Source organism: Halalkalibaculum roseum, assembly GCF_011059145.1.
Classification (GTDB): Bacteria; Bacteroidota; Rhodothermia; order Balneolales; family Balneolaceae; genus Halalkalibaculum; species Halalkalibaculum roseum.
This window is the reverse complement of record NZ_JAALLT010000001.1, coordinates 19,800-40,403: the sequence shown is the minus strand read 5'-3', so window position 1 is coordinate 40,403 and position 20,604 is coordinate 19,800. Positions and strand designations below refer to the sequence as shown.

Sequence of the window (20,604 nt, the reverse complement as noted above, 5' to 3'; positions counted from 1 at the left end):
GGCTCGTTCAACGTGACCATTCGGTAGTTTCCGGTAGAAGACACAACTTCAATTCCCAATCCTCGACAGTTATCATCCATGCTCCACCAGCCATTGGAATTAGGGATCTTTGGTGAAGTCCATACCGGAGTTATTATTATAATCTCTGCAGTAATCCTACCTGCATAAAAAATGGCCCAATTTAACTGAAAGGCGATTTTGAAAGCTCAAGAAAAACATCAGCATCTTTTGAGGAAAACATAGTGATGTTTGGAATAAAACATCACTATGTTTCGGGGAAAATGTCACTATGTTTTGAGTAATTATAGGGATACCAAAGTTATATTATCTGGCTGTTACCTAAATTTTTATTACTAAACTTTTTCTTTTCATGAGTCTGGATAAAATAGATCAAAAAACAATAACCTTTTTCCAGAACGAGATTTTAGATTGGTTTAAGAAAAATGGACGTTCATTCCCTTGGAGAAAAGAAAATCTAGGAAGTTATGAGTTAATTATTGCAGAAGTTTTACTTCAAAGAACAAGAGCAGAAACTGTCTCGAATAAATTTTATAATTTTTTAGAGCAGTTCTCCTCTTGGAAAGAAATTGATGAGAAGGAAACTAAAGAGTTAGAGGAAGCTTTAAGACCATTTGGGTTATATCGGCAAAAAGCTAAAAGATTAAAGATGCTTGCCGATGAGATGACAGATGCTGAAAATAACCTTCCTATTGTCAGAGAAGAACTCGAAGAAATACCACTTATAGGCCAATATATTGCTAGTGCAATAATATCATATGTTCATGAAAAGCCAGCTCCCCTTTTAGATGTTAATATGGCGCGTGTACTTGAAAGATTCTTTGGTCCAAGAGAACTTGCTGATATTAGATATGACCCCTATTTACAGAAGCTATCGAAAGAGATTGTCGATCATTCTGAACATCAAAAAATTAATTGGGCTATACTTGATTTCGCTTCTTTAATTTGTAGAAAAAGGAATCCAAAATGTCAGGAATGTATGCTGAATGATGAATGCCATTGGTTCAATAACATCAAGAACTAAAACCCCCTTCAACTAACCTGTAAAAAGGCAATGTGTTAATAAATGCCCCATCGTAATTGAAGGTTTTATAAAGACATTCAAATTTACCTTGTTGTTTAATCTTCTTCGGAAAATGATTCCCAATATCAGTAAAACCAATCGATTCGAGTTGAGCTTTTGAAATATCTGGTACTGAGTGTATAAACCAGGTATTCAACGCTTCACGATATTTCTTAGGAAAGTGTTGAAAATATTGAGTCGCTAAGATAACCCCCACACCAAACTCCCTACCTTTTAACATAATATCTTCTAGGATTGGAAGATCTAGGTCCATTACTAAATTAGCCTCATCAATTGCTAAATAACTATCAATAACACGTAAACTGGGGCTTCCATTAGTGAAAGGATGTTTTTCTACATTTAGCATATAATCTCGATATAATGATAAGAATACAATCATTGCTAGTTTCAAATCTTTATCGAGATTCGCTATAGATGCCAAGGAAACTATAACCGATTTGTCAAAGAATTTATCAAATGGCACAATTTTGTCAGGATTCGTTTCAAACATTTCACTCATCACTAATTTCTCCATTATAGATCTTGGAGCATCCTGACGGTCATCTGTAATTTCCTTATACTTTTCTAGTACCGTCTTTATTGTAGGTATCCTTATAGAGCTATAGTCATTCATACTACTACTATAACCAGCATCCTCGAATGATTTAATAACACTATTAAGTATTACAGTTTCTTGTTTTGGACCAATTCCCCCGTAAATCTTACTTAAAAAATCATAAAATAATCTAGCTTTGGTATAAGCTGGATTCTCGTCCTTAGACCCTCTAATATCAAAATAGTTAATAGGCAACCTATATGGTTTATACTGTTTGGCATCTATACTTTTTACAAAATCTTCATTCCCGGGTTCTTCTAGGGAGGCATAATCCCGCTTTGTATCTAAAACCAATACCTTCGGGGTAATACCGCGATTATTTCCTTTACTTATTGATATTTTATGTATCAAGGTTTGCAATAACTGGGTTTTCCCCGTACCTAAATTCCCTAAGACACCAGTATTTAATTGTGTTAAATTGGTATTACTTGGCCAATAGTGAATATCTTCCTTTTTAAATCCCGTGTCATAGGTTCCTACCTTAAATTTTATACCACCAGTTTCGTCATGTTCTTTTACCAATGATGATTGACCATCTTTTTCTTGGGATTTTCCAAAGTTATTTTCCTCGGTAGAGTTTCCATTCTCTTTTTCCATTTCTTCTTTGGCCTTTTCCGTAGCCCCATTTCCCTGTTCTTTGTTAATCAAAGGTTGCTGCTGATTACCTTGCACTGAACTTTTAAAATCCCAATCTCCAACTTGCTCATATAATTCATTAGCTAAAGTAGCTCCCCCAGTTTCCAGAACTTTCATAGTATTTTGCTTAGATACTAAAAACACATCGTCAAAACCTTTGGGAGAGAATATATTATTCAATTCATTATAGTTGCTATCGTCTTCATTTCTACCATATTCAAAAGTAATTAGCCTGCCATATTTATCAATATCTAAAGAATCATACTTAAAAAGATTTCCAAGAGATAAGTATCTAAAAAACTTAGCAACAATCTTTTTCTTCTCATCGCCCGTTACGTAGCCACTTTCAGAATTAATTAATTGAGTGGAAAAGGAGAAGTCCACCATTGAACCAATTAAATTTTTAAAACAATGGTCCCATAAAGCACTTTCTCTAGCTTTTTGAAAAAGCTTGCCTAAATCCTCAGCAAAATTTCTTGCTTGGTCCAACGCATTTTCTTGTTCTTGTGGGTTTAGTCTTCCTGAACGATACTTGACTTCGACAGGAGTAATCTTAACTCCTAGACCTTCCCCATTACCATCATTTATACATAAAACGATCAAGTCGGGGCGGGTATTTTTCCTTGTTCTTTTGTTAAAAATTAAATCTAGGATATTCTGAAATGGGTCTAAAGGTATGGTTAAGAACAAGGAATTTTCTGTTTCACTTTCTTCTTGAGTATCTAGCCTAGCAAGCAATTGATCTAATATCTCCATAGCCATCATTAGACCAATTTCACCCCTAGCACGATTCCCCCCTGAAGCCAAATTTCTAAGCATTGGCAAACCTAATGACTTATAACGACTTAAAATATTCTCGGTGACAGTCGATACATCATAGGATTCAGCAGGTAAAACCTGTGTCAAAAAACGCTCAATACTAACACGTATTTGAGAACCTTGATCAGTGTCACTCGTTAATAAATAATACCCTAAATGGCTCCCCCTTTTATTACCAAATTCGGGCATTTGAAAATCCCAAAGGTAAGAATCGCTGGAAGCCGAAAGGAAGCCTGAATTAAATGAACCAGCCGACACTGCAGCAAAGGTTGAATCAGCAGTTGCCATTCTTAATGGTTTATCATGGGGGCGAACAATTTTTTGTGTCTTTTTAGTGTTTAAAGAAAGAATATTTTGAACAGCCCAAAGATCATTTTCAATTGTATTAGCCTGATCCAGACCTTTAGGATAACTGTAGTATTCAATAATATTTCCAGCCTTGCCCTCTTTATTATTTTGAGAAGTTATCGAGGCAACTGATAATGGATTAAAACAGTATAGAGATCCCCAGCCGTTAAGATTTGAATCTCCTCTGGGTTCCGATTTCCATACCGGTTTGTTTTGATCAATATTTAATAATAAAGTTATATCATAATTTCTTGATTTATCATCATCCACATTTGCTTCAAACTTATCTCTATCATACCAGTATATCTTTTCATCTAGAGATTGGTAATAGTGAAGCAATTCATCTTCTTCCGGCTGTAGCTTTCGATCTCGATCATCAAAAACATGTAATTTAGTTGGAACGATATTTAAAAAAGAGTTGGTAATTAACTCGTTTAAATTAGTAGTATTATCCTGAGTTGATAACTTTCCACCTAACCAATCACTAAGACCTTGAGTTAGGTTCTGATTGTTTTTGGTTCCCCCTTGTACCAACACATTAATTGTCGACCTGGTTTGCAAAAGTTTATTAACATCTTTCAGGCTTGAATTAATATGATTCTGTGTTAGGATTGATACCTTTTCATCTAAATTAGAAAACCCAATTACCTCAAGGGCTTCTAAAGTATTTTCTTTATCGATAGCTAGAGTAGCTTCCTCATTTTTATAAATACCCCAATAGTCATCATCACTAGAAATTGATTTAAATAATACTTGCTCATCTCCTAAGGGATCATTTTTACTCGTAGTGAGCCCAAAAATTGCAGCAACAGAAGAAGGATCAATAACTGCAGCGTAGGGACAATATCTCCATTTATTTTCAAGCTCCAGACAATCTTTCATAATTGATTGTGCCCGGTATTGCCAAGCCAAACGCACGGGATGATATGGAGATACCAAGATATAAGCACAATGACGCCTAAACTCTTCATTAGTATTGTCTTGATCTCCATCAACTAACATTATGACATCATACCAAGAGGCAAGGTCGGTTTTATCTAACCATTTTTTATATGCTGAAAGATATGCCCGGATCTGTTCACCTAAGCCATCAATTTCGGTTAAACTAATAGACCTAATATCTGGTCTTTTGATACCTACCGTATCTTCAAGAGAGGATATAATTCCATTTCTAAGATTATTTAAATCACTCGGAATATCTATATCAGGAACACCGATCGGCAGGGAGTTTAACTCTTTTACTGAATTTTTTTTAAGTACATTTTCAACAGAAATTGCAAAAGGCTTACCATGATGAGTTAAAGCTTCATCTTCCAAATTGCCAAGATTTCTTGGACGATCGGACTCAAACTTGTACCCAGACTTCTCATTATAGTGGGTTTCGATTAATCTCCTGAACTCTGAATTTACTTTCGTACTTCTCTCATTCGATTCACCTATTACATCCCAATTATATACTTCAGAGACAGCATCTAATTTAAAACCTAACTCTTCATCTTCTCCAAAAGAATAAAGAAACTCAAAAATAGTAACAGACTCGTAAAATTTTACAGGCTTAAGCCTTAAATTTTTATAGTTATTTTCACTGCCGTTATTTGAGCTGACTGCTTCTTTACAATAAAGCTCGATATCTTCTTGTAGGGCAGAAATAATAAAACCTTTGATATAACCACCATCATTTATACACTCTATTTCTGCTCCCTTTTCAGTAAGAATAGTTGGCTTTTCATCGTAGACCGCTACAGCTTGAAATGATTCTTCACTCCCACCAATTGGAATTAATTTTAAAGTTAGGGGCTTACAGTTATCCGCATCAAATCTTACAATGCAGTGCCGATTTTTTTGGGGAGTTATATTTAAATCAATAGTATTTTCTTCAGCTTCTTGTTCTTCTCCACCATATACAAGCTTTAGATTTTGAAGTTTATCAAAATTGTTTATTTCTAATCTTACAATATTACCTTCAATCGGAATAGGCTCACCATCTTTAATAAAATCTTGAGCGATTCGATTTAGTACCTTAACCTCAATCTTTTTATTGCTTCCTGAAAGATATTCTAAATATCCCTCCCAAAAAGTTTGGTCTAATTTATACCACCAGTCTGCTGATTCATTATTACTAAGTATGTAGTGTACCAGGGGTTGACTCCCAAACTCAAACGCATTGGCCTGACTACCTAGTAAGTAATCATAAAAAGATCCTATCGGTTCTCTTTTTACCTCAAGTCCAACGCTTTCAATATATTCTAATAAATCATTTTTTAGACCCAAATAAGATTTAGATGAAACTAAATCGCCTATCGACTTTATAATATCTGTGCAATGCTCAAATGTATATTCTATATCATCATTTGTTGTAGGGCAAGGCAATCCTATTTTTAGAAAAATATTGGGCAAATAATTTTCTTGATCTAAATGCTTGATCTCCAATGAATCTAATCGCTTGATAACTTCCCATAAATTTGAATATCCATTAGAACCTTTCAAAAGTTCTTTAGCATATTTCCTAAATCCATTCAGCAGCTTAGTTTGATTAGGAAATTCTTTCAAAATTGCAGTTCCAACATTCTCAAAGAGATCTGACTTATACCATTTACTTAGATCATGATATTTATTTATGACAAGAGATGCTTCATGCATCGACTTCTCTTCAACAATACCCGGTTCATAAACTGTTGTTAGAACCCCCTCTTTAACTTTATTCCTTTGCTTAACCGCACTATCAGTATATATCCTTTTGTTGATATCAGCTTGGATTTTATCCGCACTGAAATAAAAGTGGAAGTTTGTTCCGTCAGCTTCTAACCCCCTTGGAGCTTTTAAGATATAATTTGCTATCCCTTCCTGAATTAAAGCAGGAATATTTTTTATCCTTACTCTAACAAGGCCTCCACTTAAGTCAACATTATCTTTTATTTCATCAATTAACGCTTGTACGTACTTACTCATAATTAATCGGAAAATGGATTTTTAATAATTACACCTCTTTCACCATCAGGGCTATCTAAAGTTATACCCAACTTATTAAAAGCTTCACCTAAATCACTCAATGCTAAAGCATCTGGATTAATCTCCCATCCAAAACGAGATAAAGTTTTAGAAATATCTAATGCACTACCATATTTACCATCTATAGATAAGCTAGACAGTAATAAAGTCGCTACGGGTCCGGTTTTGAAGATCCAGGGGGCAGCGTTATAATCACCTGTTTTTACCGTCCAATAACCCTGATCGTAGTTTTTATCTTTTTCATGTATAACCTGCCTTTGACCCAAAAGATGTTTAACAAAAAAGTGAATATTCCTTCCTACACCGCTTTTAGAATTTATTTTGTTTATTTCTTCATGAGTTATCTCTTCGTATGCGGTATCAAATTTTTTCTTTTTTTCAGAGTTGAATTCTATTTGTTCAATCCACTGTTTGTAATCGCCCGGAGATCGAAATTCTTGAATAGAAGATGGAAAGTGCTCCAGAGCTAGGTTAATACCAATTCTAGCATATATATAATTTGCAACCTCACTCTTTATTTGGCTGGTCAATCTTTCGTTAATATCAAAGCCCTTTAACCCTGTAAAAGTTTTTTCCACAATATTAAGTGATGTGGCATTTCTATCGAGTTTTTCTCTAAATGCATTCCATACGACCATATTTGCATGCATAACCCACCTTGCATGAGACGTCAATAAAATTCTTAGGTAGGATTCAATAATTGAAAGCCATTGTCTAAGAGAGACCTTATCTTTAATATCTCGAAGAACTTTTAAATCTGCTTTCAAGAAAATTGCCGGAAATCTTTCAGAATTAAACTGCTTAGCTGCCTGAGCAATCTCAAAGTTTCTGTCTAGTTCGATTTCCTCTATAGATTTCCTTTGCTGAGATAAATTCGAAAATACTTTATTCAATAGCTGAGCAATAGGATTATCAGTTTCTGGAATGCTAAAAATATCTAAGCATTCTTCTAATAATGAATTTAATTCTTCTTCGCTACCAGCTCCAAAAGAAAGAACCTTTGTGAACATCCTTCCTGGATTCCAAGGATTACTACCACTTGGACGTACCGGTGCTACAATAACTCCCATATTGGGTATTAATGGTTGCCAACCATAATAATTTTCTTTGTCCAAATAACTACTTTTAGGCTTGGGTATATCCAAGAAATCTTTCAGCTGGATATTATGCTCTTCAGAAAGAAATTGAAGTTTTTCATGTATTGGCCTTACTATATCCTCGTCTTTTGAAAATTTGTCTACCACCTGCCCCTCTCCAACATTTAGGAAAAAATTCCGATAGACACTCGCAACTACAGACTCAGGCACAACATACTCCGGAGCAGGTTCCAGACCTAAATAGGATCTATTATAAAAATCAGACTGTTGAGATTTACTTAAAGGGCTCGCCATTAGTCTTGATATCTTTTAAGATTCCAGAGTAGTTGATCCATATTTATCTCTTCATTTTTTTGAGGGTCTTTACTACCTTTAATAGTAATTATATCTAAGAAGTCTCCCATATTTTTTAGGGTTTTCTGACTAACTTCGGTGCCTAGGCGTTCTAGCTGTGCATGGACCTCTCTTGGGACCATTGCATTATCCAATCCTTTCAATTGTTGATACATGGCATTAAACAACTTGTAAGTAATTGGCAGGGGCACGCTCTTTTCTCCTGATTGATTCATTTTTGCAACTAAAAAAGCCATTTTCTTTGTTGGCTGTATCAAATTTTCAGTATGCATTATTTTAATATCAACTGTGAAGTTGCTACTTACTTCTAGAGTTAAAACTTCCCTTTCTGTATTTAGTGGTTGCCCAAAAGTCCTAGCCATGTCAATTGATAATTTTTGATTGGAAAGGAAAAAATCCTTAAAAGAATTTTTAAGGTTTCTCCTATGTAAATCACCTTCTTTACTACATAAAGTTTTGTATTCATTTACAGACTCAGAATGAATACAAATCCCATTTTTAACTGAAAGGGTGCGATAAGCATACAAACTGAAAAGCTTACGAAGTAAATTTTGAAGTGAACTTAAATGAGGGGCCAACGCTTTATTAGTATCCTCCATAGTTTGCAAGATACCTGACGCCTTTGAAAAATGGCTAAATAGTTTACAGTCTTGCTCAGATAAATTTAAATCTTCCTTTCGATTTATTAAATATTCTTCAGCGTATTCAATAGAGGTAGAAACCTTTCTATCAAAAGTCCTATACGAAAAATCACTCCCCAGGATTTTCATATCCATTTCCCAAGCGCGACCGGTTTCAAGTTCTTCCTCTAGACTTTCTAAAACACTTCCTATTTCACTATTACCAATATTTGGCAAATTACTTTGATAATCCTTGAAAAAGCCTTCTAAAAAACCACTTGTCTCATTTTTGAAAACTTCTAAAATATGCTGGTGTTCAAGTATAGCACTTAAGTCTGGATAAAATGGGAAAAGCCTAGAAGGGTATTGCTGGAAAGCCTCAAGCCAAACACTATTATTTTGTTCTTTTCTCTTCTCATCCCCTAGAATTGCTTGAACCATTAAGGAAAACCATTCCCGCATTGAAATGTTGCGGCCAGTTTTGACTTCATATATCTTGAAAAGTTCAACTAAATTTTCTATATGACCTTCATGATCTAGCTGAAAATCAACAAATTTTTCATTACCCACTTCAAGCTCATTATAAGCCAACCTTAAAGCTTGTTGCGCTGGTGAACTAGTATGTTCATCAGGTTTATTAAATACTGACTCTCTTTCCATTGGCCATACATAAAGTGATGGACTTGTAGTAACATCTTCTTGAATTTTATTATCGTTAATTGGCCAAGAGTTAATTGGATTTGGGTTAACATGTTGTGTTTCGTTTATGTTCTCTAACAGGTTGACTACTTTTGAAGAATAGCTATTTTTCAATTTTACATATTGCAAAGCATCCTGAAGAATACCCCGATTAATACAAACAAATAAGAACCTCTTCTTGGGAATTTCCTTTGTTAGCCATTCTAAATCATTTAAAAAGCTATGGCCAGCCCCCTCTCCTTCATTTCCAACAGTAGCATCTTGAATAATTTTTAACTCGCCTAATAACCCATCAGATTCTTCAGAAACATCAATATTTATTTCCCTTTTATAATCTTCTCCCTTTTTAAATAGAAGTTCTTTAATATCACCATTGCTTGATACCTGTTCTGATAATACTTCGAAGAAGTAGTTTAAAGCTTCTGTCTTGCCATTACCGGGCCCACCTAAAAGAAATATACCAACCCTATCACTTAGTTTTTTGTGAGAAACATCTTGAGCTAATTTTCCCAACTCTTTTATTAACCTAGTTTTAACTAAGTGTTTGTCAGGTTTAGTCCTTTTAGTAAATGCTACTGTCACACCTGACTCTCTGTGACCAGCCCATTTTCTAACTTCATTTTGAGTTGAACCCTTTTTTGACGCGACCATTCTATCCTCCATATACTCCTGCCAAATATTTCTAGTATGTTTATTCATGTTACTATGACTGTAATCCCCTCTCTCTAAGCTACGGAACATATAAAGTTGGGCTTCCACTGATCTCGTAGTTCTGCCAAGCTTTTTCCCAAGATTAATTATCTTTGGATTGTTTTCATGAATACCTTCTCCCTCAAGTTCACGATATAATTTAAAAACATATTCTATTTCTTCTCTCGACCAAGTAGTTCCTGACTTTTTATTTTCTTCTCCGCCAGGAACTCTAGTATGGTTACTCATTTTTTTCTATTTATCTGTTAAGCTCTTAATAAATTCACCAAACCCATAACCTAATAAAGGTGGTACTGCATTACCTACTTGAGTGTATTGTGGCACCTCATCCCTCCTGTTTAATCCCCCGGTGGTAACTTTTGATCTAAATACAAAAGAATCTGGAAATGACTGAATTCGAGCCATTTCCCTTACTGTTAATACCCTATTTTCTTTGACAGAATAATGACAATAATCATCCGGAATTGTCAACTGAGCTGGGGCAGGTTCAGTAGCTTTTAAGGCTTTCTGACTATGTTTTTTCGTTTTTAGATCCTCAAAATTCTCTCTCAAAATTTCTTCGGGGACTTTACCATTCGATCTTTTTACTAAACCCTTTTCAGAAGCTGCTTTAAATAACTTTTTAACCGACTCCTTCTGAGAAAAGAATTCATCTAATTTGGAGAAATCTAAATCGATTTTATTTTTTGATGCAATCTGAAGAAAAGAAAACCGCTTTTTCACCCTTTGGGTATGGTTTCTCTCTTCTTGGTTATAGGGATAATCATCTAAAGAAAACCCTTCAGGATGATTCAGGTAAGGCCTAAACCTTTTATTTAAGTTCTTGACATAGGCAGAAGGAGGACTTTCCTTAGATAAGTCATCTATTGCTTCTTTTGTAGAAATCTCCTGATCAGGTTTCTGAATTAAAAAACCATAGTTTGCTACTTCCTCACGAGTCATATTAATCAAAGGAAAATTTTGGCTATGCAATTTTGTATATGGCAAGTCAGCAAGGGCCTCTTCATTAACTTCCATTAATTTTTCTGCAAAAGTATGTACAGACTTATAGATAGGATTTATTGTCTTGAGAATTTCGAAGATCCGTGCTTGATCACTTCGAACTCCAAATAAAATAAATCTTGGCCTATTTTGGGGAATTCCAAAATCACGAGCATTTACGATAAAACAGAATGGAACATAACTCTGGGAAATAAATGCTTTTGCTAGCTCGAACCAAGGATACCTAACCCCACCATCCTTTTTAAAAGGTTGGGTTATACCGAGAACATTTTCTAGTATTACAAACCTAGGATTGGAAAGATGAACGAAATCTAAAAAACTATAAGGTAATTGATTCTTGGGATCTCTTTCTTTTCTCCTTCCTGCTAAGCTAAAACCTTGACAAGGAGGACCGCCTGAGACTAAATCGATATTTAATTTTTTTAATTCTGAACTATATATCTCACAAAATTCAACAAGTTTTAAAATATCACCTACATGTAATCTTGGACTACCGTTTTTAAAGTTTCTTATGAATCCTTTAACATCATCTTGTCCTTTGATCAGGAGCGATGAATTTTTATCTGAATGATTAAGATCTTGACCTAATAAATTATAAGAAAAAGTTTCTGCCGCCATTCTTGACTTTTCATTAGCAAGCATTAGGTCAAATCCGGCTGCTTTCAAGCCCAAACTTAATCCCCCGCAGCCCGCAAACAATTCAACGTGTTTTAGTCTAGGTACTGGCATAATTATTATTCGATTGCCTTAGTAATTTCAAATATTTAAATAATAACAGTTGTTATCGAGTAGATATGATCTTCAAATGCTATGAAGTAAGATATTAGCAATAAGGAAAGATCTAAAATGAAAGCCTTTCTTTCTAAGGTCTAATTGATTCTGATGATATTTTATTTGGTAATCAAATAAAGAAATTGGATAATCATTACAAATTATTTACAAAATATTTTCAATAATACCCCTTCCCCTCCACACTATGCCTCACCCCGCCGCTGGGGTCGTCCATGTCACCTTTATATCGGGGAATCAGGTGGCAGTGAAAATGAAAGACGGTCTGTCCGGCCTCCGATCCGCAGTTCATGCCGATGTTCCAGCCATCCGGCCGGTGCTTCTTTTGCAGTTTCTGTTTCACCTTTTGCAGCAACTCAAAACAGGCGGTCTTCTCCTCCTCCGTTAAATCGAAAAAGTCACCGGCATGCCTGCGGCTGATAATCAGTGTATGTCCCGGTGATGCCGGATACCGGTCATACATGGCAAAACAGAGTTCATTTTCAGCGATCATCTCTTCACCGGTATTGCAAAAGGGACAACTCATATCTGGCATCTGTTTTAGTTGATTTCTTGAAATCTTTTGAAACGTTCTATCAAAGCATCCTCATGTGGCATAAATCGCTCCTCCACAGGCAATAAAATCTCTTTCCCATCCCAAGCCAGAGTATGATCGATCTCTTTGCCTTCCTTTTTTAACCAAGCTGATAATTTGATTTGATAGTTCGGCTTTATGGTCAGTAGGTAACTGTCAAACATCCAATGATGAGTTTTACATAAGGCAAGACCATTACGGGGATCGTCGGTTCCTTTATCTTCCCATGGTATGATGTGTGCTCCGTCAATCAGCGATTCGTCAGTTCGGGTCACAACACTGGACCTACAAAGCACACAAGTGTCCTTGTAAATTCTGCGAAGTGCTTGACGGAATCCTTTGTCACGAACCTGGCGCTTATAAGATTGCTCTATATATCGCTTTTCATCGTTTGAAACATATTTTTCAAATGGCTCCGCAACCCGTTCTAGAAGACCTTCACTATAATCATAAGAAAGGCGATTCAATGAGATCAGATCTTCCAGTAATTCAGCAGTTTCTTTATTAAAATAGGTTGCCAGCAATAACTTTCTGTACCGGTTTCTTTCTTGTGAATCAGAAAAATGCCGGAAAAGGTCCGGATTTATTTCTACATGCTCCACCCGTTTTCGAAGCGATCCCAATGAGGGTGAACTTGAAAATGGCCTCGCGCCTTCTTTATAAACCAGCTCCCAAAACGGCTCGCTTTGCATATGGTAATAGGGAAGGGCGATCGTTGTAATTCGATCTTTACCCATTATAGCATTCCAATAGGTAAAAAAGGTATCGGTCAGATCACGGCTCAACTCGATTTGGTGATTTGTAATCCATCCGCTTTCAATACCGTCCAAAATACTTAGCAATAAAAACGGTTTATGCGGCGCCCGTCCCTTTGTTACTTCACCCCAGTCATGGGTGGTATCAGATCGAAGACTCGTTAATTCATTTCTATATGGAAGAGTATCCATTGACAATAGTTTTTTTACCTGATTTTATTTCTTGTCTCAATTTTAAAGGGATTTGGATTGTACAGCTGAAAGGATTGCGGTATTCAAAGCGGTCAGTTGTTCATTCTGATGAAGTCTCTTAACATCAATGATTATACTCTTTAATAATCAGAAAGTCAGATTAGTTAACATACCCGTTGGAACACGGATGACGCGAAAGGTACGAATGGCCTCAGATTTTCAATGTCCTTTAAAAATGAATTTGTAGCGGTCCAAGACATCAAGTTTTAGAAGGACGATCGAAATTTAGATGGTTACTGTTGATCCCTACAGAAAACCATGAATCAGTACCCTATGATGCCCTCAATACTATCAATCCTGCTTTTAGTAGCCATGAATACCGAAACCATTTTTAATTTTGAAAAAAATAATGATTTGTCAGACTGGAAAATCGTTAACGATAACGTGATGGGAGGCAGATCCGACGGCACCTTTTACCGTGGTTCGCAGGGCAACGGCATCTTTGAAGGAAGCATTTCACTCAAGAACAACGGGGGGTTTGCATCTGTACGCTATTGGCCAGGCAAACTTTCTGTGGAAGACTATGACAAGATCGTTTTCCGTCTCAAAGGGGACGGAAAAAGATACCAGTTTAGGATAAAGAATGATCTGAATGACTACCGGTCTTATATCACCTACTTCGAGACCTCGGGAGAGTGGCAGGAGATAGAGATATCTTTGCAAAGTCTATATCCCAGCTATCGAGGAAGAACCCTCGATCAGCCCAACTTCAGCGGTGACAACCTGGAAGAGCTCGGCTTTCTGTTTGGGAATGGCAGGGAAGAAGATTTCCGACTTGAAATTAAAAGCCTTGAGTTACAGTAGGTCAGTCTGTTTGATCCATTTTATATAATGGTACTTTTGACACGCAAAAGTACCGCAAAACGTGCCGCCAGGATTTGCTCGGCAGGGCATCGGTGTCACTTGGCAGGGTAAAAACAAAGATCCACCACAAACGGCAACAGCTTCCACAATCTCATCGGTGTGTTTTTACAACCGCCTGCCTTCGCGTCCCCTCTGCACCCACCTGCCTCACAACTCCAAGTGCGGTTAAAATAATAAACTGAAAATGGGGTCCGGGGGTATTGCGGGAAAGTTAATCGAAAGAGCATAGAGTGTGGAAGAGCAACATCAAAAGAACGATTATAGCTAAAACAACATCTCAATACCCCCGGTGGCTTTTTGGTTCGTTTTTGGCCAGTCAAAAATGAACAATGATAATTGTCTACAAGCCAAAACTTGTTTCCGTGCTAGGGACTGTATGGAACACTGATGACACGAATACTACAGATTTACACCGATTAATTATAGGAATTCAAAAATAAAATCTGCGATAATCAGTCTTGCCCGCGGATTCCGTGTTCCATATAGCTGCTCACTGATAAAGGAATGAATAGCAGCAAGACATAGTTGTAAATCCTTCAATCCCAACTCAAATTATTTCTTACATGAGCGAAGTACATGCCTACGCTGCACAATCTGCCGATGCCGATTTGAAACCTTTTGATATTCAGCGCCGTGAGGTGCTGCCCGATGACGTTAAAATAGATATTCTGTACTGCGGTGTCTGCCACAGCGATATCCACGTGGCACGCAATGAGTGGGGCAATTCCATGTACCCTGTAGTGCCGGGCCATGAGATTGTTGGACGAGTGACAGAAGTGGGAGATAACGTATCTGATTTTAAAGAAGGCGACCTGGTCGGAGTAGGCTGTATGGTAGACTCCTGCCAGACCTGCGATTCCTGCAAGGACGGTCTGGAACAATACTGCGAAGAAGGGGCTGTGATGACCTATAACGGTCCGGACGAACATCTCGGCGGACACACCTTCGGTGGATATTCCGGGCAGGTAGTGGTAGACCGGGAATTTGTACTGAATATACCTGAGAATATTGACACCAAAGCCACTGCGCCCCTGCTGTGCGCCGGTATCACTACCTGGTCGCCGCTGCGCCACTGGGAGGTGGGGGAAGGAGATAAGGTTGGCATCATCGGTCTGGGCGGTCTGGGACATATGGGCGTCAAGTTTGCCCATGCACTCGGTGCCGAAACCGTGATGATTACGCGTTCGCCTGAAAAAGCCAAAGACGCCAAGCGGCTGGGCGCCGACGATGTACTGATCTCCACCGATCCCGAACAGATGGAAGAACATGCCGGCAGTTTTGACTTCCTGCTGAATACTATTCCGGTGGGGCATGATATGAATCCCTACATCAACCTGCTGGGCCGCGACGCCACCATGGTGCTGGTAGGCGCTATTGAACCCCTGGAGCCTATGCACGGGGGCGGACTGATTATGGGACGCAAACGCGTTGCCGGTTCGGTCATCGGAGGTATCCCCGAAACCCAGGAGATGCTGGATTTCTGCGGGGAGCACGGTATCACCTGCGATGTAGAGATGATTGACATCGAGGAGATCAACGAAGCCTACGAGCGCGTGGTCAACTCCGATGTGAAGTACCGCTTTGTCATCGACATGGATTCGCTGAAAGAGAGCTAAGGGTCTTATGGAACACGGCATCCGCGGGTAATGCGGATGTTCACAGATTTTTTATGTTTACCCTCACTTCCGCCGCTCTGCTGCGGAAGTGAGGGACCTATTTAACTCAACCAAGCCCCCTCCCATAAATATATCTTTGATTTGATCCGGCAAATCCCCACTTTCATTTACACAGTTGTACAAATAACAACTACTTACCTATAAAATAAAGGGACCGAGGGTGAATATGATAACTATGAAAAAAACACGGGTATGGACAGGAGGTATTCTGATGGGCATGATGCTGCTTGCGGGATGTACGCAGGTTGTAGAGGATGGCAATGAAAGATGGGATATCGGATCGCCGGAATATGCCGAGATGGCCGAACAGGCAATGATGCATATGCAGAGCATGGACTTTGATGCCTGGGGAGAGATGCTGGCCGATGATATTGAGTATTACTTCCCTGATGGGGATGCGGGAACGCGCACTGTACTGACCGGCAAAACGGCTGTACTTGACTGGTGGAAAAACTGGGAAAATACGTCAGGCGTATCTTCCATGACCTTCAGCAACCCGGTGTTCCTGCCGGTAGTTGCCCGGGAGGCTCCCAACTATGCCGGCTTGACCGGACCCTACGTGATATCCTATATGTCCAATGAAATGGTTTTCAATGGGAGTACCGTGAATATTCGCATGAATTTCACGCTGCATTTCAACGATGAGAAAAAGATCGACCGGTATTACTCCTATTACGACCGATCGCCGATTATCAATGCCATGGGCACCAATATACTTTCCACTTCAGAAGAAAACTGATGCAGTTTATGGAGCGTGTTCATTCTTTCCACCAATCTCAGGTGAATCGAATGGATATGCTCCATTTTTATTGAGAGGGTAAGGAACACGGATTCCGTGTCATCCGTGTTCTATCCCGTATTACTCCGTGCATCTCTGTGTACCTTTGTGCTTCTTTGCGCACCTCTGTGTGACAGCTCGAAAGGCTTACTCTAACTCCTACAGATTTCCTTTATTCAATTCCTCTACAGCATAATTCGCCGACCGGGCCGTCAGTGCCATGTAGGTCAGTGAAGGATTTTGTGTGCCGGTTGAGGTCATGCAGGCCCCATCGGTTACAAACACATTCTTGCAGGCATGCAGCTGATTCCACCTGTTGAGCAGTGAGGTCTCCGGATCTTTCCCCATACGAACGCCTCCCATCTCATGGATGTCCAGGCCGGGAGCCTGTTCGGAATCACGGGTTCGGATATTGGTAAAGCCAGCCTTGTCGTACATTTCCGACATCTGCTCAAAGAAATCTTCGAGCATCTTTTCATCGTTATCGTCATACTCCACCGAGACGTTCAGCAATGGCATGCCCCATTCATCTCTCTTTTCCGGATCCAGGGCCACATAGTTGGATTCTTTGGGAATGGTCTCTCCCATCATATGTGAGCCCACTCGCCAGGGACCCGGGCTAGGATTGAGCAGGTTCTCCTTCAGGATTTGTCCGGCACCTGAGGTATCCCGAACCTGTGACCTGTGGGCGCTGAGGCCTGCCGCATAGCCGCGCAGGAAATCGGTTTCCTGGCTGAACACATTACGGAAACGTGGAATGTAACCCCCGTTGGGCCGCCGGCCGGAGGTAGTGCGATCCATAAATCCTTCATACTCGGCCGAAATGGTGCCGCGGTAGTTATGAAAAGCCACATATTTGCCCAACAGGCCGCTGTCGTTGCCCAAACCGTCGAGAAAACGATCTGAAGTGGAGTTCATCAGAATCATGTTGCTGTTCAGTGCGCTGGCGTTGAGAAAAATGATGTCGGCGTAATATTCTACCGTCTCTTTAGTGTTGGCATCCACAACCCGTACCCCGACGGCCCGTTCCTGCTGCTCGTCGTAAATGATGGAATCAACCACCGAATGCGGACGCAAAGTCATATTACCGGTTTTGGCCGCCCAGGGGATGGTCGAGGAGTTGCTGCTGAAATAAGCCCCATAGGGACAACCCCGCTGGCAAATGTTGCGATACATGCACTGACCGCGTCCCTGCTCCAGATGAATGGGCTGGGGCTCCGTCAGGTGAGCACAGCGGCCGATGATGACCGGGCGCTCGGGATAGTGCTCCGACATCTGTTCCTTAAAATAGCTTTCCACGCAGGTGAGATCCATAGGCGGCAGAAACTCACCGTCAGGCAGCTGCGGGATGCCATCTTTGTTGCCCGAAATACCCACAAATTTTTCAACATGGCTGTACCAGGGGGCAATATCTTCGTAGCTGATCGGCCATTCCACCGCGAAACCGTCCCGGGCGGGACCCTCAAAATCGTAGGGACTCCACCGCTGGGTCTGACGGGCCCACAACAGCGACTTGCCCCCAACCTGGTAGCCCCGGATCCAGTCGAAGGGCTCCTGTTGCACGTAGGGATGTTCAGTATCCAGTACGAAGAAATGCTTGGCGTCTTCCTTAAAAGCATAGCACCGGCTCACCACCGGATTTTCCTCGGCGATATCCCTGGGTATCTCCCCGCGATGCTTAAATTCCCAGGGCATCATATTAGTAGTCGGGTAATCCTCCATGTGCTTGACATCCCGGCCCCGTTCCAGCACAAGTGTTTTGAGTCCCTTTTCAGTGAGTTCCTTGGCAGCCCAACCGCCGCTCATACCTGATCCAATCACGATGGCATCATAGGTTCGTTCTTGCTTGCTGTCGATGTTCAGATTGGCCATGTCCTTACAGGATCTAAAATTTCATTTCATTTAACTTGTTAACTCGTTACGCAGCCGTCAAAATGGCCGGGAACCAGCTGGTAGGGATTGACTTCGGTCATCACATATTCCGATTGCAGAAAGCCCTGAATGGTATAGCCTTTGGTCATCCCAAGGAATGCACGGGCATCCTCATACGCAGGTTCCGCGGAAGTCCCATCCATCAAACCGGTCAGAAACACTTCTTTCTGTTTGGCATCGCAATCGGAGAAGGCGGTACCCACTTCTTCTTCAGCCAGCGCGTCGATCTGCCCCAGCCCGCGCTGAAAAGCTTCGCGGTCGGACGGACCCCGGCAGCCATCGACCATGACCAGCACAAAATGGTGAAGCTTCAGTTCCTTTGCCCCGGGGATATCAGTAGCGGGTATAAGGGTTTCCACGATATCGCCTAGTAGTGACTCCTGGGAGGGTGTGATCTTCAGGTTATCCAGTGCTACAGATACCCGTTCAGAACTGAACGTGCAGGAGGGCGCCAAAAGCATGGCTCCGCCAAGCAGGGAAAGTTGTTTGATGGCTGTACGTCGGTCCATAGCTGAATCTGTTCTATAATGTCGGATATCTATATTTACCTAGGTAAGCATAAATCTTTTTCCATACAAAAGGAACTTTAATATCTGTGAAGAGCTACCATTTTTATGGAACACGGTATCCGTGGATAAGGCTGATTTTTACAGATATTTATTTTGAACTTTTATCTTTAACCGACGTAAATCTGCAATATTTGTGTCATCTGTGTTTTTTACTGGTACTTTTGACGCGCAAAAGTACCGCAAAACGCGCCGCCAGGATGTGCTCAGCAGGGCATCGGTGCCGCTTGGCAGGGTAAAAACAAAGATCCATCACACCCGCTAATAGTTTCCACAATCTCATCGGTGTGTTATTACAACCGCCTGCCTTCTCGACCCCTCTGCACCCACCTGCCTCACAACTCCAAGTGCGGAAAACCTTCAATAGTTTATCGTTATAATAGAGCTCTTCCAGCGTCTATCAGGATAGTTGGCCTAATCTGTTACTTGACCACTGACACACTGTTCACTGCAAAACGGGGGTCCGGGGGTATTGCGGGAAAGATAAACTAAAAAGCATTGAGAGTAGAAGAGCAAGATCAACAATACAATTATAGCTAAAACAACATCTCAATACCCCCGGTGGCTTTTTGGTTCGTTTTTGGCCAGTCAAAAATGAACAAAGATGCTCTTCGAAATAGTAAACTAAAGTGAACTCAATTGAGAATGAACAAGGCATTTGTTTCCGGAGCAGAGCGCCGGAAACAGAGAGTATATAAATTAAGATCCGTAAAAATCAGCCTTATCCACGGATACCGTGTTCCATTTGCCGTTTCACATATAGTCCCTTTTCCCCTACCACTAAGTCGCATTTCTCCACCCGGTACGCCTCTACTTTAGGTTCAGCACCCTCAAAGAACCTAATTGGTAATTCGGAGGCCTCTTATGAAAACATCTAAAACCTATCTACTTAGCACCAGTTACAGATTTCAAATTGTATTGTTTGTACTGTCAGTACTTGGACTTATCCTGCAGGGCTGCGATAATGTCCTTGGCGATGTCGGTTTAGGCTTTAATTCAAAAACAAACAACCGACCTGCCTACACCAGCAGTAGCTTCTCCGTATCCGGAACCGTAACCTTAAAAGAGAGCGGCCAACCTGTAGACAGCGCGATCGTGAGCCTGGTGAACCGTCCATTGTACGAAGACTGGGAGTGGGGCGGCTACGACTACACACATCTCGGCCAGTTTTACACTGATTCATTAGGCAAGTATAGCTTCTCACGGTCCACCACGAAATGTGGCTCGCGCCATTTCTTTGTCAGTGCCCAGGCCACAATTGATTCTGTACTATACTCGGCATCTCAGCAGTTTGTCTCCTGCAGCGGAAGTAATCGCATTAACTTTGAACTGACTAAGTGGAACCCGTTTCAATAGAACACGGATAACACGAATACTGCAGATTTACACCGATTAAAGATAGGAGTAAAAATAAAAATCTGTGAGA

13 protein-coding genes are annotated in these 20,604 nt (G+C 40.1%); 5 read left to right on the top strand and 8 right to left on the bottom strand.

The annotated features are described in order from the left end of the window. Positions 1 to 370: 370 nt before the first annotated feature. Complete coding sequence (locus G3570_RS00140) at positions 371 to 1,042, top strand: HhH-GPD family protein (RefSeq protein ID WP_165138012.1); 672 nt, start codon at positions 371 to 373, stop codon at positions 1,040 to 1,042. Here the strand turns inward: G3570_RS00140 and G3570_RS00135 are convergent. From G3570_RS00135 to G3570_RS00110, 6 genes are all read right to left on the bottom strand, one after another. Then, the gene (locus G3570_RS00135; protein ID WP_165138011.1) at positions 1,032 to 6,449 is read right to left on the bottom strand and encodes a helicase HerA domain-containing protein; all 5,418 of its coding nucleotides are present in this window, start codon (positions 6,447 to 6,449) and stop codon (positions 1,032 to 1,034) included. The two genes, G3570_RS00140 and G3570_RS00135, sit on opposite strands and share 11 nt — an antisense overlap. A gap of 2 nt (positions 6,450 to 6,451) precedes the next feature. Then, positions 6,452 to 7,900 (bottom strand): hypothetical protein, encoded by a 1,449-nt coding sequence (locus tag G3570_RS00130; RefSeq protein ID WP_165138010.1) that lies wholly within the window; start codon positions 7,898 to 7,900, stop codon positions 6,452 to 6,454. Next, entirely contained in the window at positions 7,900 to 10,218 is a 2,319-nt protein-coding gene (locus G3570_RS00125) for a hypothetical protein (protein WP_165138009.1), read from the bottom strand. Before G3570_RS00125 ends, G3570_RS00130 begins: the two co-directional genes overlap by 1 nt. A gap of 6 nt (positions 10,219 to 10,224) precedes the next feature. Next, on the bottom strand, positions 10,225 to 11,721 hold the full coding sequence (locus tag G3570_RS00120) for a DNA cytosine methyltransferase (RefSeq protein ID WP_165138008.1): 1,497 nt from the start codon (positions 11,719 to 11,721) through the stop codon (positions 10,225 to 10,227). 220 nt (positions 11,722 to 11,941) lie between these two features. Continuing rightward, positions 11,942 to 12,316, bottom strand: coding sequence for an HIT family protein (locus tag G3570_RS00115; protein WP_165138007.1), 375 nt, complete (start codon positions 12,314 to 12,316; stop codon positions 11,942 to 11,944). A gap of 5 nt (positions 12,317 to 12,321) precedes the next feature. Beyond that, the gene (locus G3570_RS00110; protein ID WP_165138006.1) at positions 12,322 to 13,302 is read right to left on the bottom strand and encodes an HNH endonuclease; all 981 of its coding nucleotides are present in this window, start codon (positions 13,300 to 13,302) and stop codon (positions 12,322 to 12,324) included. 333 nt (positions 13,303 to 13,635) lie between these two features. On the opposite strand from G3570_RS00110, the gene G3570_RS00105 reads away from it, so the two are divergent. From G3570_RS00105 to G3570_RS00095, 3 genes are all read left to right on the top strand, one after another. Continuing rightward, the gene (locus G3570_RS00105) at positions 13,636 to 14,166 is read left to right on the top strand and encodes a CIA30 family protein (protein WP_249066515.1); all 531 of its coding nucleotides are present in this window, start codon (positions 13,636 to 13,638) and stop codon (positions 14,164 to 14,166) included. 623 nt (positions 14,167 to 14,789) lie between these two features. Then, a complete protein-coding gene (locus tag G3570_RS00100; protein ID WP_165138005.1) occupies positions 14,790 to 15,842 on the top strand; it encodes an NAD(P)-dependent alcohol dehydrogenase in 1,053 nt (350 codons plus the stop codon). 235 nt (positions 15,843 to 16,077) lie between these two features. Beyond that, positions 16,078 to 16,641, top strand: coding sequence for a nuclear transport factor 2 family protein (locus tag G3570_RS00095; RefSeq protein ID WP_165138004.1), 564 nt, complete (start codon positions 16,078 to 16,080; stop codon positions 16,639 to 16,641). Positions 16,642 to 16,839: 198 nt separating this feature from the next. Here G3570_RS00095 and G3570_RS00090 read toward each other — a convergent pair whose 3' ends face one another. Both G3570_RS00090 and G3570_RS00085 read right to left on the bottom strand, forming a co-directional pair. After that, on the bottom strand, positions 16,840 to 18,552 hold the full coding sequence (locus G3570_RS00090) for a GMC oxidoreductase (protein WP_165138003.1): 1,713 nt from the start codon (positions 18,550 to 18,552) through the stop codon (positions 16,840 to 16,842). A 38-nt stretch (positions 18,553 to 18,590) separates the two neighbouring features. Continuing rightward, positions 18,591 to 19,121: a gluconate 2-dehydrogenase subunit 3 family protein gene (locus G3570_RS00085; protein WP_165138002.1), complete on the bottom strand. Its 531-nt coding sequence runs from the start codon at positions 19,119 to 19,121 to the stop codon at positions 18,591 to 18,593. A 921-nt stretch (positions 19,122 to 20,042) separates the two neighbouring features. Here G3570_RS00085 and G3570_RS00080 point away from each other — a divergent pair. Next, on the top strand, positions 20,043 to 20,534 hold the full coding sequence (locus G3570_RS00080; protein ID WP_165138001.1) for a hypothetical protein: 492 nt from the start codon (positions 20,043 to 20,045) through the stop codon (positions 20,532 to 20,534). Positions 20,535 to 20,604 lie beyond the last annotated feature (70 nt).